Origin of the sequence: Methylobacterium sp. J-048 (assembly GCF_022829515.1) — a bacterium.
Taxonomy (GTDB): domain Bacteria; phylum Pseudomonadota; class Alphaproteobacteria; order Rhizobiales; family Beijerinckiaceae; genus Methylobacterium.
The window spans coordinates 77,676-93,968 of the sequence record NZ_JAKSYL010000056.1 but is presented as its reverse complement, the minus strand read 5'-3'; the positions used below and the strand labels follow the sequence as shown (position 1 = coordinate 93,968).

General features: G+C 63.3%; 20 protein-coding genes. 5 read left to right on the top strand and 15 right to left on the bottom strand.

Features of this window, described 5'->3' with window-relative positions; all coding sequences use genetic code 11:
* The 3 genes from MKL09_RS03035 to MKL09_RS03025 all read right to left on the bottom strand — a co-directional run bounded on the left by MKL09_RS03035 (nt 1) and on the right by MKL09_RS03025 (nt 2,196).
* On the bottom strand, nt 1–387 hold the full coding sequence (locus MKL09_RS03035; protein WP_244017807.1) for a hypothetical protein: 387 nt from the start codon (nt 385–387) through the stop codon (nt 1–3).
* Nucleotides 388–1,068: 681 nt separating this feature from the next.
* Entirely contained in the window at nt 1,069–1,857 is a 789-nt protein-coding gene (locus MKL09_RS03030; protein ID WP_244017805.1) for a hypothetical protein, read from the bottom strand.
* A 30-nt stretch (nt 1,858–1,887) separates the two neighbouring features.
* Nucleotides 1,888–2,196, bottom strand: coding sequence for a hypothetical protein (locus MKL09_RS03025; protein WP_244017802.1), 309 nt, complete (start codon nt 2,194–2,196; stop codon nt 1,888–1,890).
* A 102-nt stretch (nt 2,197–2,298) separates the two neighbouring features.
* Here MKL09_RS03025 and MKL09_RS03020 point away from each other — a divergent pair, with 102 nt between their 5' ends.
* Entirely contained in the window at nt 2,299–3,093 is a 795-nt protein-coding gene (locus MKL09_RS03020) for a hypothetical protein (protein ID WP_244017800.1), read from the top strand.
* Nucleotides 3,094–3,351: 258 nt separating this feature from the next.
* Here the strand turns inward: MKL09_RS03020 and MKL09_RS03015 are convergent, their stop codons facing one another.
* The 3 genes from MKL09_RS03015 to MKL09_RS03005 all read right to left on the bottom strand — a co-directional run bounded on the left by MKL09_RS03015 (nt 3,352) and on the right by MKL09_RS03005 (nt 4,873).
* Entirely contained in the window at nt 3,352–3,813 is a 462-nt protein-coding gene (locus MKL09_RS03015; RefSeq protein ID WP_244017798.1) for a MucR family transcriptional regulator, read from the bottom strand.
* Nucleotides 3,814–4,044: 231 nt separating this feature from the next.
* Nucleotides 4,045–4,224, bottom strand: coding sequence for a hypothetical protein (locus MKL09_RS03010; RefSeq protein WP_244017796.1), 180 nt, complete (start codon nt 4,222–4,224; stop codon nt 4,045–4,047).
* A gap of 16 nt (nt 4,225–4,240) precedes the next feature.
* Entirely contained in the window at nt 4,241–4,873 is a 633-nt protein-coding gene (locus MKL09_RS03005) for an acyl-homoserine-lactone synthase (protein ID WP_244017795.1), read from the bottom strand.
* Nucleotides 4,874–5,046: 173 nt separating this feature from the next.
* On the opposite strand from MKL09_RS03005, the gene MKL09_RS03000 reads away from it, so the two are divergent.
* Entirely contained in the window at nt 5,047–5,778 is a 732-nt protein-coding gene (locus MKL09_RS03000) for a LuxR family transcriptional regulator (protein WP_244017793.1), read from the top strand.
* A 32-nt stretch (nt 5,779–5,810) separates the two neighbouring features.
* On the opposite strand, the gene MKL09_RS02995 is transcribed toward MKL09_RS03000, so the two are convergent.
* Nucleotides 5,811–6,089, bottom strand: coding sequence for a hypothetical protein (locus MKL09_RS02995; RefSeq protein ID WP_244017791.1), 279 nt, complete (start codon nt 6,087–6,089; stop codon nt 5,811–5,813).
* Between the two features lie 237 nt (nt 6,090–6,326).
* On the opposite strand from MKL09_RS02995, the gene MKL09_RS02990 reads away from it, so the two are divergent.
* Nucleotides 6,327–6,629: a PilZ domain-containing protein gene (locus MKL09_RS02990; RefSeq protein WP_244017790.1), complete on the top strand. Its 303-nt coding sequence runs from the start codon at nt 6,327–6,329 to the stop codon at nt 6,627–6,629.
* Between the two features lie 76 nt (nt 6,630–6,705).
* Here MKL09_RS02990 and MKL09_RS02985 read toward each other — a convergent pair whose 3' ends face one another.
* The 3 genes from MKL09_RS02985 to MKL09_RS02975 form a co-directional block, all read right to left on the bottom strand.
* On the bottom strand, nt 6,706–7,152 hold the full coding sequence (locus MKL09_RS02985) for a hypothetical protein (protein WP_244017788.1): 447 nt from the start codon (nt 7,150–7,152) through the stop codon (nt 6,706–6,708).
* A gap of 61 nt (nt 7,153–7,213) precedes the next feature.
* Nucleotides 7,214–8,395, bottom strand: coding sequence for a glutathionylspermidine synthase family protein (locus MKL09_RS02980; protein ID WP_313901167.1), 1,182 nt, complete (start codon nt 8,393–8,395; stop codon nt 7,214–7,216).
* Nucleotides 8,392–8,817 (bottom strand): hypothetical protein, encoded by a 426-nt coding sequence (locus MKL09_RS02975; RefSeq protein WP_244017786.1) that lies wholly within the window; start codon nt 8,815–8,817, stop codon nt 8,392–8,394. The genes MKL09_RS02980 and MKL09_RS02975 overlap by 4 nt, the downstream gene beginning before the upstream one ends.
* Before the next feature lie 406 nt (nt 8,818–9,223).
* Here MKL09_RS02975 and MKL09_RS02970 point away from each other — a divergent pair, with 406 nt between their 5' ends.
* Nucleotides 9,224–11,584 (top strand): EAL domain-containing protein, encoded by a 2,361-nt coding sequence (locus MKL09_RS02970; protein ID WP_244017784.1) that lies wholly within the window; start codon nt 9,224–9,226, stop codon nt 11,582–11,584.
* Between the two features lie 435 nt (nt 11,585–12,019).
* Here MKL09_RS02970 and MKL09_RS02965 read toward each other — a convergent pair whose 3' ends face one another.
* Nucleotides 12,020–12,322 (bottom strand): hypothetical protein, encoded by a 303-nt coding sequence (locus MKL09_RS02965; RefSeq protein WP_244017782.1) that lies wholly within the window; start codon nt 12,320–12,322, stop codon nt 12,020–12,022.
* 255 nt (nt 12,323–12,577) lie between these two features.
* Between MKL09_RS02965 and MKL09_RS02960 the strand changes: the two genes are divergently transcribed.
* The gene (locus MKL09_RS02960; RefSeq protein ID WP_244017781.1) at nt 12,578–13,321 is read left to right on the top strand and encodes a hypothetical protein; all 744 of its coding nucleotides are present in this window, start codon (nt 12,578–12,580) and stop codon (nt 13,319–13,321) included.
* 17 nt (nt 13,322–13,338) lie between these two features.
* On the opposite strand, the gene MKL09_RS02955 is transcribed toward MKL09_RS02960, so the two are convergent.
* From MKL09_RS02955 to MKL09_RS02940, 4 genes are all read right to left on the bottom strand, one after another.
* Nucleotides 13,339–14,805, bottom strand: a complete 1,467-nt coding sequence (locus tag MKL09_RS02955) for an AAA family ATPase (RefSeq protein WP_244017779.1) — start codon at nt 14,803–14,805, stop codon at nt 13,339–13,341.
* A 4-nt stretch (nt 14,806–14,809) separates the two neighbouring features.
* Nucleotides 14,810–15,220, bottom strand: coding sequence for a hypothetical protein (locus MKL09_RS02950; RefSeq protein WP_244017777.1), 411 nt, complete (start codon nt 15,218–15,220; stop codon nt 14,810–14,812).
* Nucleotides 15,221–15,473: 253 nt separating this feature from the next.
* A complete protein-coding gene (locus tag MKL09_RS02945) occupies nt 15,474–15,899 on the bottom strand; it encodes a hypothetical protein (protein WP_244017775.1) in 426 nt (141 codons plus the stop codon).
* Nucleotides 15,896–16,150, bottom strand: a complete 255-nt coding sequence (locus tag MKL09_RS02940) for a hypothetical protein (RefSeq protein ID WP_244017773.1) — start codon at nt 16,148–16,150, stop codon at nt 15,896–15,898. The genes MKL09_RS02945 and MKL09_RS02940 overlap by 4 nt, the downstream gene beginning before the upstream one ends.
* Between the last annotated feature and the right edge of the window lie 143 nt (nt 16,151–16,293).

Genomic DNA, 16,293 nt, shown 5'->3' with positions numbered 1-16,293 from the left:
TCAACAGCTCTGCATCGGTTGCGGGACGTCCCGGCTGTGCTGCACCAGGCGCGTGGCCGGCCGCTCGACGGTGAGCTCGGTGCAGTCGTCGAACACGACGACGGTGACGTCGCGGATGGCGCGTGCGCGAGCGGCCTTCGTGCGTTCGCGGTGGCGCAGGATCGCCGTTGGCACCGGCGGGCGCTGGCGGCGTTCCGGATCGGCCGTATCGGCCTCGTGGCCCGGCCAGGTGCCGGTCAGATCCTTGTAGAGGCGCCGGACGTGGTCGCGGATCTCGTCCCGATCGGCGACGTAGTCCTCGGCGGTGTGCCGGTGACTCGGGGCGCGCAGGCGATCCGCCAGGAGGCAGAGGCCGTGCAAGCGCTGGACGATGTCGCGTTCGGTCACGGCCGCGGATCCGTCATGGCGCGACCCTATCAAGGAATGAGCCGCTTTGGGAGCGGAGGAGGTAGGTGCGGGCCGGGGCTACAGCTTCAACCACTGCCCGGGGGCAGCTGCGGGTCTTTCGGGCGTCCTGGCTGGCCGGCTTACTGCGATGCCTTTTCCACGCGCCGGAGCGCGCCGCACCATTCGTGAAAGGGTGCCGAGGCATCGCCCCTCGGCTGGCGGCCCGTGTGACGGCGGGTCTCTCGGCCGGATATACGCCGACGGCGCGGCGGCCCTTCCAAGCTTCGTTGAAGGTGAGACGTCGGCTCTCACACCCGCAGGGCTGAAGCGGTGAGCCTGTAGCTCCCGCGAGGTCTGCGATGATGTGGGCCTCGGCTCTGTCCTCTCGGCCGCCCGTGACGTGCGGCCATTTCTCCAGCTGCTGGAGCTCGGGGGATCGGGGGTCGTCGTGCGGCGAGCTTGATCGGGGGCGCGAGGCTGTTGCCCGATCCCGGCTTGGTAGGGCCGCTATAGGTCTGTCTGTCGAGTGTGAGAGCAGGCGGCGATCAGCGCTTCATGATCGCCTCCCGCATTCGCTGTTGGGGGCTGACCCCAGAAACGCCGATGCCCGGCACCTCTCGGCCCGGGCATACGTTTCGCGACACTGGATTCTTTGCACCAAACCGCTGTCAGCGGTCAAGCTCAATCTTGCGTGCGGCGGCCCCAGCGATAGCCCTGGCCCTGCGGCACAACGCGCCCGCGCTCGTCCGTCTCGGTGGCCTCGCGCTGCGCCCGCTGCGCCAGGATCCGCGGGTGTGCCTCGCCCTTGGCGTCCTCCTCGAAGATCGCGGCGCCGCGCGCGGCCCAGGCGTCGTCGAGCCCTTCGAGCAAGAGCCGGAAGTGTTCGCCGATCTGATTGCGTCCGCGCTCCCCACCCTTGCCGCGGGCTTCGGCGTACTGGGCGAACGTCGTCCCGTCGGCGAGCACCTGGCGCAGGAACCGCGCCCCCACCGTGCCGATCACGCGCTCGATCCGGGAGACGTAGCGCCGGACCGTCTCGGCGTCCTCGATCGCGTAGATGACCTTCAGCTCGTTGGCGATCGTCTGGTCGCGCGAGCCGCCTTCCCCCATCCCGCCGGAGCCAAGGCGAGCGCCGGAGGCCCGCTCGAACACGGCCTGGATGGTGCGGCCGATCTCGTACTGCGAGATGCTGATGCGGTGGTTGGAGATCTCGTCCTCCAACACGTCGACCCGGCGGTTGAACGGTGCGTGGGTGAAGCTGCCGTACTCGCTGGGGTCGGCGACCAGCTTGGTTCCGACATCAACGTACGTGTCCCGCGCGGTGATGGGCGCGAGGTGGACGGGTTGCTTCCGGCGCCGGCCGGCGACAGCGGCTCTCAGCTTCTTCGGCTGGGTGGTGCTCGGCGACTTCGTCGTTGCTTGCACGGTTGGTCCCCAATGGTGGTGCCGAGCGACATCGGTCAGCAACACCGCATTGATCCGGGGGCGGTTTTCTCACCGTCAAGCATTATTTTGATCTGTCTGGGCGCGGACGATCGCCGCATTGATCCCCTGCGCGATCTCTTCGGCCGCTTCATCTCGAATGCGGTACAGCGTTGCAGAAGAGCCCCATCCGCGCCCGCGGGTGAACTCCTGGAAGCTTTCCTTGCACGCACGGCAGCGGGCCCAAGCCAAGATCACGTCTCGCTTATGGGCCCAGTCCGGGTCGGTGACCGACAAGTAGACGTTGGGCCAGGTGATGGGCCGGATCTCGGCCGCGCTGCGCGTCTTCGGGTTGGTGTCGAAGGCGCGCTTCATCCAGAGGAGCACGTCGCCGCTCGTCCAGGAGGGCGTGTGACCGAGGCCTACGGGGAGTGGTGGACCTTCCTGGTGGGGCAGCATTGAACGCAGTGGTGCGGCCCACATCGCCGCTTGGCGTTCCTAGCATGTTCCAACGGATGGCGCCGTGGCAGAGCTGCCGCTAACCTCGATGACATTGCCCAGGATCTGCTCAGCGTCTTTATCGACAACAATGTCTGGGATCTGCTGTTTGCACTCGGCATTGATCTCGCCAAGGAGCTGCCGAAGGACGAATTTTGCGTCTGTATTACACGCGAAGCCGAATTTGAGATCCCGCCGATCGCCGAGAAGAAGCCCGAGCTGAAGGCATTTATCGACAAGACGATCAGCGACTGCTCGATTTCCGCTGACGTCTTGTTCGGCTTTGCCGAGGCGAGCCTACCTGCAAATGAGCAGCGGGTTGGTGGCTTCGGTCAGGGCCGTTGGGCTCAGCAAGAGGAAATCGCCTTTCTCGCCCTGCAGAAAACCTCACTCGGCGCCCTGAGAACCAAGACCAAACTATACAAGAATGAGGCTGATCGCTCGTTGGGCGCCCGAGCATTCACCGGCGTGGTGCTTTCGCTGGACGCAAAGAATGGACCGATCAATGACGCCTACAGACAAGGCGGTCGCGTCGTGTTTTTGAAGGGCTTCCCCGCATCCGGTTTATCGCTGGCCGAATTCATCAAGCGTGGCATTGGGAGGCCATGGGAGAACCGGGCTTCAATACCGCCCCATCTACACACTGCCTCAGGCCCAGAAGCATCGCCGCTATCCGTGCACGCAGGTTCAATCTCATATTATGATAGGAAGATATGTGATGAAGGTCATGACGCTCGCCGTTGCCGGCTTACTAGTGACCAACTCAGCGGCACTCGCCGCCGATAATAACTCTGCGCCGACGAGCTAGTCCGGGACCGAGAACAGCACCGAGGCAAACGATGCCGGATCCGGCTTTACGCCGTGAGCAAGTGGAAGCGGTCCTTCGACGGGCAATATGAGCCGATCTGGAACGACGAACAGCACGGGAGCTAATGACGCTGGGTCCGGGTCGAAGCCGAGTCCAGGAAGCCGCTGTGACAAAACCTAATCGCGTCCTGAGCGGTACCAGTCAGGGAATGGCCTCGCTTGGGACGTGCCACTCAATCATTCCGCTGCCTGTTGCGGCCGCCGAGCAGCCTGTGCGCCCGGCACCCCAAGACCGATCGCCCGAGCGATCGCAGAGCGCTGCTCGGTGTAGCTGGGCGCAACAATCGGGTAGTCGTGGGGCAGGCCGTAACGGGCGCGATACGTCTCGGGAGTAAGGCCATGGGTGGTCAGGTGCCGTTTGAGTGTCCTGTACAGACGCCCGTCGATGAAGCTCATAATGTGGTCGTTCTGGATCGACTTGTGGATCTGCGCCGGGGTCGCCAATTCGGTGGTTGATGCGGCTGACCGAGCTGCCTTCGATGGATGCTGAAGGTGGAAGAGAGCCCAGTAAACGGACTCAAACAACTTTGGCAGCTCAGCGGCGGCGACATGGTTGTGAGAGACGTAGGCAGCCGTGATCTCAGCTGCGATCTTCACAAATGAATGGGACTGCAATCCTTGAAGATAAGTTTCAGGCATTTTCGAAGTCCTTAGTTTGTTTTTAATGCTAGTAAAATCAGCACAATGCCCGAGCCGCGAAATGAAGCGTGGCATCGGCAGCAAGACTTTGTAGCTTACAGGTGACCGTCGCTGGATCATTGCCTTTATCCAGCGACGGTAGGATAGAGTTGAAGCAGAGGGCGATCCCGCTGCCTGGAGAGGATCGCACGCACCGTTAGCAAAGGCCGGGGGAGCGATGCGATCGTCAACTCAACTCAGCTTGGCGGTGCGCCGTCCGAGTTCGATCAGCACTAAGTCCACGAGTTCGAGTAACTGCGGATCGAAAAGTTCGTTGACAGTCTGTCGAAGATCGAGGGCTTGGTTTACGGCGCGCTTTATGAGCTCACTGTCGTCCTCGACATCACTGCCGTTGGCCGGCGCGTTGTTCATGAGATAAAGGCCTTCTTCAGCTTGCCAACCGGGCAGCGACCCGGCTCTCTGGCGCCAAGACCGAGTCCGTGCTGCCGCGCATCTTTTGAAGTTGCCGGAGGCTGCGACCGTCGAAGCCGGCATTGACCGCAACGATCTCGACATCGTCGATCATTTGCGGGAGACCGAGCGGCAGAGCATGGATATGCAACTGCAGCAGCCGGAGGAGCCAACTCGTCGGCATTTCGGAGACGAAGCCTTTCAGGCCGCGAGGTAATCCCCACTCCACGATGCCAGTGAGAATGGCCAGGGCAGTCGGGTTGAGCCGACGGCCTGAGGTACGAGCGGTGCCGGCGACGCCGATCCGGCTCCACTCGACGATATACGGCGAACAGGGCGGGTCGACCTCGCATAGCTGAGGTAGATGAGTGGATAGAACGTAGGGTCGTGCGGTCGGGAGTAGCCTGGAGTATCCGACTACTTCATCGTCTTCGACGGCTAGAAGATGGACGGCGTGTTCATCGTCGAATTCGTCGATCTCACGTTTGTCATCGCGCGCGATCGCTGCCCAGCCCATCTCTTCCACGAAAATCTTATGACGCAGACGCCACGCTTGCTCCATAAGCTCTTTGTTGTGATCGATGTTGGCTGCAGTGATAACCTGGATCATGTAACACCTCCGTGCTTGGTGTGCCCGCCCAACCAGGCGCGCGACACCACGCGAACGCGTGGTGTCGGCCCGTTTGTTGCGCGCTGCGGGCTATTTCCGGAGATGAGGTCTCGGATGCTATCGTCGGTCGAACTGCAGCTCGAAGTTTTCGAGAGCAGACGATAGGGGCCGTCGTGAGCAGAAAATCACTCGATCACACGCTCAAGTTGCTCAAAGAGCTTGACCGAGCCGGCAGCGTCCCAGAGGTGGTGGCGACGGTACAGCGACAACTCGCGGGTTTTGGCGTCGACGCGATCATCGCCGCGCTTCTTCCGTCATCTCCCGCCCTGACCGGCTTCAACCGGCAGTTCCTGGTGATGGAGAATGTCCCCGATGAGTGGCGCCAACGGTATCTACATCGGCGATACGCCGCACATGATCCGATCGTAGCGCAAACCCTGCAGAGACAAACTGGGTTTGGGTGGAGCGATCCCACTCTTCCGACCCCCACGTCGGGGACCGCCGTTCAAGTCATGAATGAGGCCGCCGAATTTGGTCTCCGCGACGGCTACACGGTACCTTTGACAACCGTCGAAGGCGAGATGGGCGGGATGAGCTTCGCGGGCCGCCGGCTGGAGATCGCCCCGGAGCATCGAGGGATGCTTACGCTCGTAGCGAGCTATGCTTTCGGCCACGGCCTACTCGTGCGCGGCCAGCCAGCCGAAAAATCCGCAGCTCTTTCACCGCGCGAGCGTGAGACCCTGCAATGGTCTGCCGAAGGCAAAACCGATTGGGAAATCGGCGAGATCATGGGCATCTCGGAACACGGCGTCGACTCTCACCTACGTGGCGTGCGCATGAAGCTTCGTACGCGCAATCGAGCTCAGTCGGTAGCAGAGGGTTTCCGGCTCGGTCTGATCGTCTAGGTAGGGGGCAGCCCGCATCGACCGGCAGAGGATCAGAGCAGCCCTTGGCGTACGACGAACACGAAGCTCAACTCCTGCGATTGATCGCGGCAACCCTCGGCGTATCCGAGGACGCCTTTTGGAACGAACATGCAGTCGATCTGGACGTGGTCGGTGATCTGCACGGCACGCTCCTGCTGGGCAGGTTGATCCGAGCCTTTCGCGCACTCCCGAACGACGATAGGCGGCTGGAGGCGCTTCGCATGCTCGAGGAGTTCACGGCTCGGCACGCCTAACAGGCTGAAATATCGGCGCGACTTTCTCTCCAGCAATTTTTGGTATCCGCACAGACGGGTCGATACGAGGCGCGAGCTCGCCGATGATCCGCAACCGTTTGCACACCGGCGGGGAGGGGGACGCTCCTCCTGCAGCGGCATGCTTTAAGCGACGTGAGCGATCGACTACTGCTAAGCCCCAAAAATTCGTTCCAAACAATTTGAACGATTATAGAGGCCCAATCTACACGCGTGAGGTGCTTGCTGTATTTGTGCAGTCTTGAGCCCTATTTAATGATCGAGCGCCGAGCAGAGCCCCGCTTATGCCTACCGGACGTCACCGGTCGGATCCTGATCGACGAGCACAGGACCGTGCTGTGCATCGTGTCGGACCGCTCGCCGAGCGGCATCAAAATCACGCTGCCGAGCACAGATGATGTGCCCGACGCATTCATCCTCACGGTCGATGGTACCGGGGAGACGCTGGTCTGTCGGGCCGCTTGGCGGAAGGACGATCAGATCGGCTGCATCGCCGACGCGCTCGTAACCGAATGGCGCCCGAGGCCGACATTGCGACGGCAGCCGGTTTTGGCCTGATCCGCCGCCCAAGCCCTACTGCATCCTCGCGACGCTCCTATCCGAATACCGGGCGAGATTGCTGTTCACCTGCCGGCTACGGTCCAATCGGTTCGTCTTCGCCGACCCAAATTGGCGGGACAAACGCAGCGGCCTCCCCGGCAGCCGCATACAACCGGGCGAGGTCATATTGCAGCTGCTGCCAGATCAGGGGCGCCTTGTCCTTGAGACGGTCCGACCCGGTCCCGAGTCCGGCAATGGGTAGAATTACAGTCCCACCCTTGCGTAGGCGGCTGACCAAGCGCTGCAACGCGGCCCGGCTTTCGGTGTAATAGGCGTCGAGATCATCGTCGCTGAAGAAAGCGTCGACGAGCTGGCTGGGCGATCGCCTCGTCGGGATGCCGACCGCGTTCGGCTCACCCCGCATCTCGTCCGGCTGGCCGCGCAAGACACGCCGCTCAAGGTTGTCCGCGAACACGTAGAGCCGATCTCGCTGCTCGCGGAGCATCATCCGTGTGACGCGCTCTCCCGTGTAGATCGGCATTCCCGAGCGCCCCCTCCGTCCTCCCCTCGTTCGATAGGGTATTTCATCCGTCTGCCACCCTTCATGGCTGGATGAAATGCGGAACGAGCTGCGCGGTGTCGTTGGAGATCGGCCCCGCACTCTCGCGCAGAATGATCCCGGCCGGCTCGTCGCCGACAACCCACGATCCGATCACGACGCGTCGACCCTCGAAGTCCGGGATCGGCGCCAGGGCCTGCCGGACGTAGCCGCTGTCCGCGTAGGGACCGTCCTCGGCGGCTGAGACCTGGCCGTCGGTGACGATCGTTACCTTGGCGCCCTCGCGGCCGAGCAGCGGCTTGCGGGCGAAGCTCTTGCCCAGCTCGAACTTGCGCGGGTCGTCCTCGAAGTAGGCCGGCAGTAGGTTCGGGTGGCCCGGGTGACGCTCCCAGAGCAGGGGCAGGACGCCCTTGTTGCTCAAGACCATCTTCCAGGCTGGCTCGACGAAGATGGTGGAGGCACCGGCGATCGCAGGGCCGAAGCCGTCGCGGAGCATCCATTCCCACGGGTAGAGCTTGAACAGGAGGCGGACCGGCGCGCCACTGCGATCGACGAAGGACGAGCGTCCGCCCTCTTGATGCAGGCCAATGTCCGCCACGTCGACCAAGCGTACCTCCAGGCCGACCTGGGCGGCGCAGTCCGCAAGGTAGCCGATCGTGCCCCGGTCCTCGGGAAATTCAGTCATGCACGTCAGGTGCAGCACGTCGCCGACTCGGCTTCGGATCCGGCCGAGCTGGGCCACCAAGCGCTCATGGACCGAATTGAACTGGTCGGCGTCCTCCGGCAGCGCACCGCTCGCGCGCAGGTCCTCCAGCCACCGCCACTGGAACACCGCCGTCTCGAACAGCGCGGTCGGCGTGTCAGCGTTGAACTCCAGCATCTTCGCCGGGCCGACACCGTCGTAGGCCAGATCGAAGCGGCCGTAGAGGTGCGGATCGCGGGCCCGGAAGCTCTTCGTCACCAGCGCGTGCGCCCAATCCGGGATGCCGAGGCGGCGCATCAGGACCGGGCTCTCGGAGATCTCGGCGGCGAGGTCGAGGCACAGGCCGAACAGATCGGCGGTCGGTGCCTCCAGGTCCTCCTCGATCTGCCGGAGGGTGAAGGCGTAGGCGGACGCCTCCGACCACACTTCGTGCCCGTCCTCGGTGGTGTGGAAGTCGAAGCCGCTCTCGGCCGCCAGCTCGCGCCAGCCTGGGCGGGGTGTGAAGCCGTGACAGCGCATCATTCGCCCCCGCCGAACGAAGCCGCCGCGCGCCCGGCCGAGCCGAAGCCGCCGAACGAGGTAGTGCCCGCAGGTGCTGCGGCCCGGACGGCGGGACCAGCCGAGGCATAGGCGTGCGCGGCCGGCGTCGCTGGGCCGTAGGACGAGCCGCCGCCGTGGAAGAACCAGAAGATCCCAGCCCCGCCATGGCCGCTTGAGGACGACGCGTGCCCGGTGCTGGCCGCGGCGACCGGCGCCTGCGGGTCGTGGCACTCCGGACGCGGGAAATCCTCCGGCCGGTCGCAATGGGGCTTCGGTACCGGGAGCGCGAGGCTCTCGGCGAACTGCTCCGGCGTCGGCTGGGGCGGGGCTGACCGGTCGTCTTGGCATCCGGCAAGCGCCGTCGTGCCGAGGAGGACGAGAGTGACGTGACGGGAGCGCTTCATGGCGATGCTATTGTAGCAGTACGACGGTGATCGCCACATCAACCCTGTGTCGGTGTGGACTCGTCCGTCATGGCCTACGTCACACCGGACCGGACCCATGCGTTGATCGCTTCAATGGTGGAGATGTGGTAGCCCCGCTAAACGGGGCGACCACTCATTTCGCCGTCGGGCAAGATCTACGCGCATAAGGTCGGCCACCCGACTTTGCGTTCGATCCCAGAGGCCGCCATTGAGCACGCTAACGCCGCCATCGGCCTAATGCGATCGAAATTCCCGTAATAGTTGTGCTACAAAAGTCTGCGTACCACTACAGATCATACAACAAATCGCTAGCGAGCCTGCCATTAACATCTGATTAACTAAAATAGTTGAGGTGATACATACCTATTGGGCGCAATACGGTTGCATGCTTACAGCCGTCGCATCGCTGCTCGACAACCAGGCGCCAAGCTTCGTCCTGGCTGCCGGTACAATCTGCGCGCTCAGCGCCTGGCTGATCGCATGCCTGATCCACTGCGCAGAAGTTGCCGGCGAGACGACTCAGCGCTGGTGGATGGTCGGTACGAGTATCGTGGCGGGTATCGGCGTGTGGACCACCCACTTCGTCGCCATGCTCGGCTACCGTACCGATCTCGCCCTGAGTTATCACCTCGGTACGACGATCGCCTCCGCGCTCGCGACGATCGTCGTAGTCGGTATACCGCTCGCGCTATCGACCGCATGGACGCGGACTTGGACGCGCCTCCTTGCCGGCGCAGCGTCGGGGCTGGGCATCGGCGTGATGCACATTACCGGAATGGCCGCCTTGCAGGGCTGCAGTCAGGTACAATCGACCGGCCTCAATGCGCTTGCGTGTGCGATCGGCGCCTTCTGCATGGCCATGGCCCGCGTACTGCCCCGACGCGCAAACCATCCGCTCGCGATCGGTTTGCTCATCGTCGTCGCGGTCTGCGGCACGCATTTCATCTCGATCGCCGGTACGGTCCTCGACGGCGCGCGCGTCGATCAGCTTATGCCGGGCCTGCAGGTCGCCCTGAGCGTGCTGGTTGCGATCGGCGCGGCTTTCCTCTTGATCGGCGCGTTTCTCGCTCTGGTCGCGGCCAAACAGTTCGAGAACCAGGAGGCTGCGCATGGACAGGTTCTAGCGACCGCCCTGCACAACATGTCCAACGGCATCCTTAAGGTTTCAGCCACTGAAGTCGTCGAGCTCTACAACGAGCGCTTATGCGCCATGCTTAATCTGACGCCAGGCGCCGTATTCCAGGGGATGAGCCTTGGCGCTTACTTGGAACAGACGGGGCTTGCGAACGGATGGGATGACGACCGGATCGCCCGCGTGCTGGCGAACCACCGCGAGTGGATGGCGAAGGCGGAGGAAACGCGCGTCGAACATGTATTCGACGACGGCCGGATCCTGTCAGTGACGTGCCAGCCCGTGCGAGACGGTGCCGTGCTGACGTTCGACGACGTGACACAGGCGCGGCTCGCCCAGAAAGAAATCTCACATCTGGCCTACCGAGATCCGCTGACAGGCCTTGCGAACCGGCGCTCGCTGATCGAACGACTGGCGCACAATCGGGAGGCCGAACTCCCCTTCACGCTTCTGCTGATCGACCTCGACCGGTTCAAAGCCGTCAACGATATGTTCGGCCACGGTGTCGGTGATCGCCTCCTCGTCGGCGTTGCCGATCGGTTAAATACGCTGACGGGGGAGGCCGGGTTCGTGGCGCGCCTGGGCGGCGACGAGCTGGCGGTGATCGTGAGTGAGGCCGGCGATGCCTCCATGGACCTCGCCCAGCGGATCGTCGCAGCAGTCGAAGAACCATACGCCTTCGACGATCTGACCATCGTCATCGGGTGCAGCATCGGCGTCTGTGGCACAGAGGAAAAGTCGGATCCGAGCGATCTGATGCAGCGCGCCGATATCGCCTTGTACGAAGCCAAGCGTCACGGGCGGGGACGTGCTGTACGATACACACCTGGAATGATCGAGGCCGTCGCCGAGCGGCATGTATTTGAGAACGACATCCGGGTCGCGATCGCCGAACGCCAGTTCCACCTCGTCTACCAGCCAATCATGGCGCTGACGGACGACGGCATTGTCGGCTTCGAGGCGTTGATCCGCTGGCAGCATCCCGTCCGAGGCTTGGTCTCTCCGGCTGCGTTCATCCCGCTGGCCGAGGAAACGGGCCTTATCTTGCCGATCGGGCGTTGGGTGTTGGAAGAGGCGTGCCGTCAGGCTGTCTCCTGGCCATCATCGCAGCATGTCGCGGTCAACGTCTCGGCTGTACAATTCCGCTCGCCGTTGCTTTTGGCGGACGTAACAAAGGCCCTCGCACTGAGCGGTCTACCGGCTCGAAGACTTGAGATCGAGCTGACCGAAACGGCGTTGGTCGAGGATGGCCGGCAGATCGTGCACACGTTGTCGGCGTTGCGGAGCCTCGGCATCAAGATCGCTATGGATGACTTCGGCACGGGATACTCATCCCTCGCTCACTTGCGCGATCTGCCGCTCGATAGGATCAAGATCGACCGCAGTTTCGTAGCGTCTGCGCTGAACGACAAGCACTCGATGGCCGTCGTGCGGGCGATCACCCAAATGGGCCGCGACATGAATATCCCTACATTGGCTGAGGGTGTCGAGGATGCGGAACAGCTGGACTATTTACGAACGCTCGGCTGCGACGCTGTGCAAGGGTTTCTAATTGGACGACCAGAACGACCAGCTCCCGAACCTCTTCGGCCTATCCTGATGGACGCCGCGTAATCCGTGTTCGATACCCAGGAAACCTGCGAACCCGTCGATCATAGCGCGGCGTGAGGGAGCGGTAGCGACGTAGACCAGTTCAGCCACACATCCTACCGGCCAGTCAGCCCGACACCTCCCGGGCCCTACTCACCGCTCAGCGGCCCAACCTAATCGCCTTCAAGATCTCTGACCGCTATGCACCCTAGGTCGACGACACAAGCGGGTATTCGACCTGCGAGCCCTACTTTACCCGTCGGCCTGCGCGGGTCCGTATTAACTGCGCGCTTCATCCAGAGGAGCACGTCGCCGCTCGTCCAGGAGGGCGTGTGACCGAGGCCTACGGGGAGTGGTGGACCTTCCTGGCGGGGCAGCATTGAACGCGGTGGCGCGGCCCACATCGCCGCTCCTCGTTCCTAGCATGTTCCGACCGGACGAGCCGTTGCGGCAAAGCAATCACGTGTAGTATTCGCCGCCGAAGACGGTCTCCTCGAACGGCGAGAGGCTGAGATACAGCGCTACCCGCGCGGCATAGGTCATAGCCTGCAGGGTCCGAGCGAGGGCGATCTCGCCGGCGTTGCCCTCTTCCGTTGCCTCGCGGACCGCATCCTCAACGAAGTCGTCTTCGAGATTGCCGTCCTCCATCGTCACATGGAGCGCGCTGTAGAAGCCTCCGAGAGCCGCGGCAGCGAAAGCCGGGAATGCGTTGAAGACCCGATGCGTCAGAGGGCGGCCCTTGAGTCCATGGAGAGTTACCACCTCCGCATCGACATCTCACCCCTGGTGCACCTGCCACGTCAGGTAGAGATCAATCGACGTGCGGAGCGGTAGGGCGTTCAGGCGACCGTCCATTCGATCCCTACCTCACCCCAGTGCCTCGGCCATTCAAATCGGGGGCAATCGGATTGACTGCGATCCGTAGCTTTTTTGCTCGGAGTCACCGCCGCGATCTCCATAAAACCCGAGCGACGTTGTATCGGATGTTTGAGGCGTCGAGTATCTTCGGATTTTAAGATGCGAGCTTATAGACCGGAAGCGCACGCAGACGTACTGCGCTTTATGACGGAGATATTCAACCGATTAGAAGCGAGGCTTCCACGCCCGCGCCTGACTGCAACTCCTTCCGGGTTGTATATGCGCTATCAAGAGCAGCTTATCGAGCAAGCAATCATATTGAAGTTAGCTCGGGTGTTGAGCGGGTTGAAGGCCGTACAAGTCTTGCTCGACAACGGCCTGAGCCAGGAGCAAGGTGCTATTCAAAGGATGGTTGATGAAATCTGCGAAGATATAATATTCTTGAGTGCGTCAAAAATGCAGGACGATTTTACAGATTTACATAAAAGATATCTTCAGGATTTTTGGTCTGAAGAATTTGACAATCCTGACCCTATCAAATCTCAACAAGTTCGAGCAATGGTGCCAAGAAAGAAAATACGCGCGTACATCCATCGCCTGTTCCCAGACGACAACCCAGCTCGCGGTATCGCCGCAAGCCAGGTGCTACACAAAGCTTATTCTGGGTTCGTGCATGCAGCGTCTCCACAGGTGATGGATATGTATGTCGGATCCCCGCCACGGTTCCACGTGGAAGGCATGCTCGGGACGCCAAGGATGAAGGGTTACCAAAGAGACGCTTGGAACTATTATTACCGCGGTCTTCTTACGATTGCTCATGCGGCGAAAGCTCTTGGAGACGAGGAAGCCTTTCAGCTCGTTTTCAGTTACGTCCAGCGCATCGAGGCGGCCGAGACCCACTAAAGACCTCGGCCATTTATTCACTGAAGTCGCACGACCTTGTCGTCCGCATCTACCGTGTAGCGGGGCGGCACTACGCCTTCAGGAATGACCTTCGCGACGCTGAAACCATCTCGCGCAGCAATCTCCTGGATGATGCTCGCGTGGTTGAGGCCGCGGTTCTGCGCGATGATCGCGATGACCGCTTGGTCGAGGTCCTCGCGCATGAGGCCTGTCGGCGTACCGCCGGCGGCCAAGTCCCGGCGGAACGCGTTGCCCTTGGCCTGCTCGACGATCCCGACCAGCATGGCGCCGGTGACGATGTCGGAAAGGCAGATAAAGCGAGGGCCGGCATCGGTGGCGAGCTGCGCGACGATCTGCTCGGAGGCGAAGACGGCGTCGGCCACGTGCAGCGCGAGTTCGCCCGTCGACACGACCTCGGGCGCTTTCGGCACGTCCTGAAGGGCCCGCTGCAGGATCCCGGCCGCCGCCTTCAGGGTCGGCCGTTCGACCCGGATCTTCCGGTCGCAGCGCCCGTCCCGCAGGATCGCCGCGTCGATCGCCTCCGGACGGTTGGTCGCCAGGATCACGAGCGCGCCCGAGTCCTCCAGGCCATCCATCTCGGTCAGGAAGGTCGCGACGTTCGACTCCTCCCAGGGCAGCGCGCGGCCGCCGCCGTTACCATCGCGGCTGGGCAGGATCGCGTCGGCCTCGTCGATGAACACGACCAGCGGGAAACCGTGGAGCGCCTTGTAGGCCCGGGCATAGGCGAACACGGCCCGGATAATCTCCTCGGTGACGCCGACGTAGGGGCTCTGGATCTCCGGGCCCTTGATCGACAGCAACGAGGCCTCGCCGTCCTTGCGGCCGTGCAGCTCCGCGAGCACGGACGCCGCCGCCTTGCCGAACATCGTTTTGCCGCAGCCGGGCGGCCCGTAGAGCAGCACACCCTTCGTCGGCTTCTTCGCGTAGTGGGCGTAGAGCTCGCGGTACCGGATCGGGTGCTCGATCGCTTCCACCAGGTGGGTGCGGGCGGTGTCGTTCCCGATCACGTCGTCCCAGGCGACGCCGAGGCGGGTGGTCAGGAAATACTTCTCGACCGGACCGCGGAGGCGCTTCTCTTCCGCTTCGAGCTTTCTCCGAGCTGGATCGTCGCTGCTGCGCGAGGACGAACCGCCTCCGCCCCCACCACCAAAGCTGCGGATGTCCACGCCGTCGAACGTCACCGTTAAGGGACCGCCGAGCAGCGCGCTTTGCATTTGTGCCTCCAGCACGCGTTCCATCTCGCGCCGGATGTAGTCGCCTCCGAAAGCGCCGCTGCCGCCACCCATCTTCGCTCCGCCTCCGCGCCCGCCCTTCGGCATGCAGATCGGGCAGCTGCGATCTCCACAGCCCTGCACGTGCTCCGGCTCGACCTGCTCGGCCGGCCGCATGATCTTGCCGCCACCGCGGCCGATGTTCTCGTAGGGGCTCTGATTGCCCGGCGGCTTGCGATCCCAAATCGACATCAAATCACTCCGCCGCCTGCTGTGCACGGCGGGTCGACCCGCCAAACTGGATCGCCTTCGAGATCTCCGACCGACGCGTGCTGTAGGCCTGCGGCACGAGCGGATAGAGCACGCCGGCGCGCTCGATGGTGGAGAGCGCAGCCGCGTTCTTCGAGCTGTAGACCAGGAGCGCGTCGGACTGGACGAAGGCACCGTCGCACTGGCCGGCGGACAGCTTGTCGAGGTTGTCGAGCGAGCCCTGCGTCGGGACGACCTCGATCTTCAGATTACCGGCCTTGCTCTTCAGCATGTGGCCGGCCCGGAAGTAGTTGCCGGATTCGGAGCCGGTGCAGAGGCGAAAGGTCGGCGGCTCGACCGCATAGGCGGAAGCGCTGGTGGCGAGGATGAGGGCGAGGGCGGCGAGCGGGGCGCGCATGAAGGGTCTCAGGCTCTGGGGGGGGCGGAGAAATCGGTACGGCGGCTGCGCGCGCTAAGGCGCTCACTCCACTCGGGCGGCGCGTCTTCCGGCGGTGTTCGGCCGTTTGGTCCGACGGGCGGACAGATGCGGTCGGCCTCCACCCCGTGCGCCAGGGCCAGATCGTGGTGGCGCCGGCCGCGCGCGAAGGCTCGCTCGGCCAGGCGCATGAACACCCACTCGGCGAGGCGGTGCCAATGGAAGGCGATCGGCCTCACGAGCCCACCCTCCGCTGCCAGTCCTCGGCGAGCATGACGTCGATCGCCTGTCGCTCGGCCAGGAGCCTGCGCTTGCGGTCCTCGCGGGCGAGGTCGTCGAGGTATGGTAGCGGCGCTGACATGGCGCCGACGACGAAGGCTAAGCCGTAGCGATTGAGGATCGGACCCCAGTACTCGAACGACGGCTTCGACTCCCCGGAGAACCACTTCTCGACGGTGCGTAGCGGCGCGCCAAGGTCAGTAGCAACACATTGGGCGGCCTTACTCGGATAAAGTTCCCGCCACTGTTCTACCCAGCGATGGGGTTTTATCACCCAACCCTGGGTATCATCGCACCCAGACTTCCGCATGGTCTTCCTCGATGCTGTGGGCATCGAGGAAGACGGGCCGATAGGGCCGGTCGGGAACAGCGAGGCGGTCATCGATCGTCCCTCGCGAGGAGGTCGACAGAACCATGCGGACGATCACGCGCCGGGGCCGGGAAGCTGTTGGGCGCGTGAGGAGAAGCGAAGGCGGTCGGCGCAGCGCCGGCCGCCTTTTCTGCCTGGCGGATGCGAAACCAGCAGATCGCGGCGTGGGCCCAGATGCCGAAGCCGGCGACGATCAGCACCGGCACGGCGTAGCGCAGCCACGGATGGACGATCCCGTGGTCGATCAGGACCGGGATGAGCACAGCCCACGCGAGGTCGGCTACCCGGCGACGGCGCCGTCGACATCGCGCTTGCGGCCTCCGGCAATCGCACGCTCGCCCGCCGCTGCGCTTCGGCGCCAGCTGACGCCCTGGCGGCGGCGATCGCTGCGGCGCTTCCGGCTCTG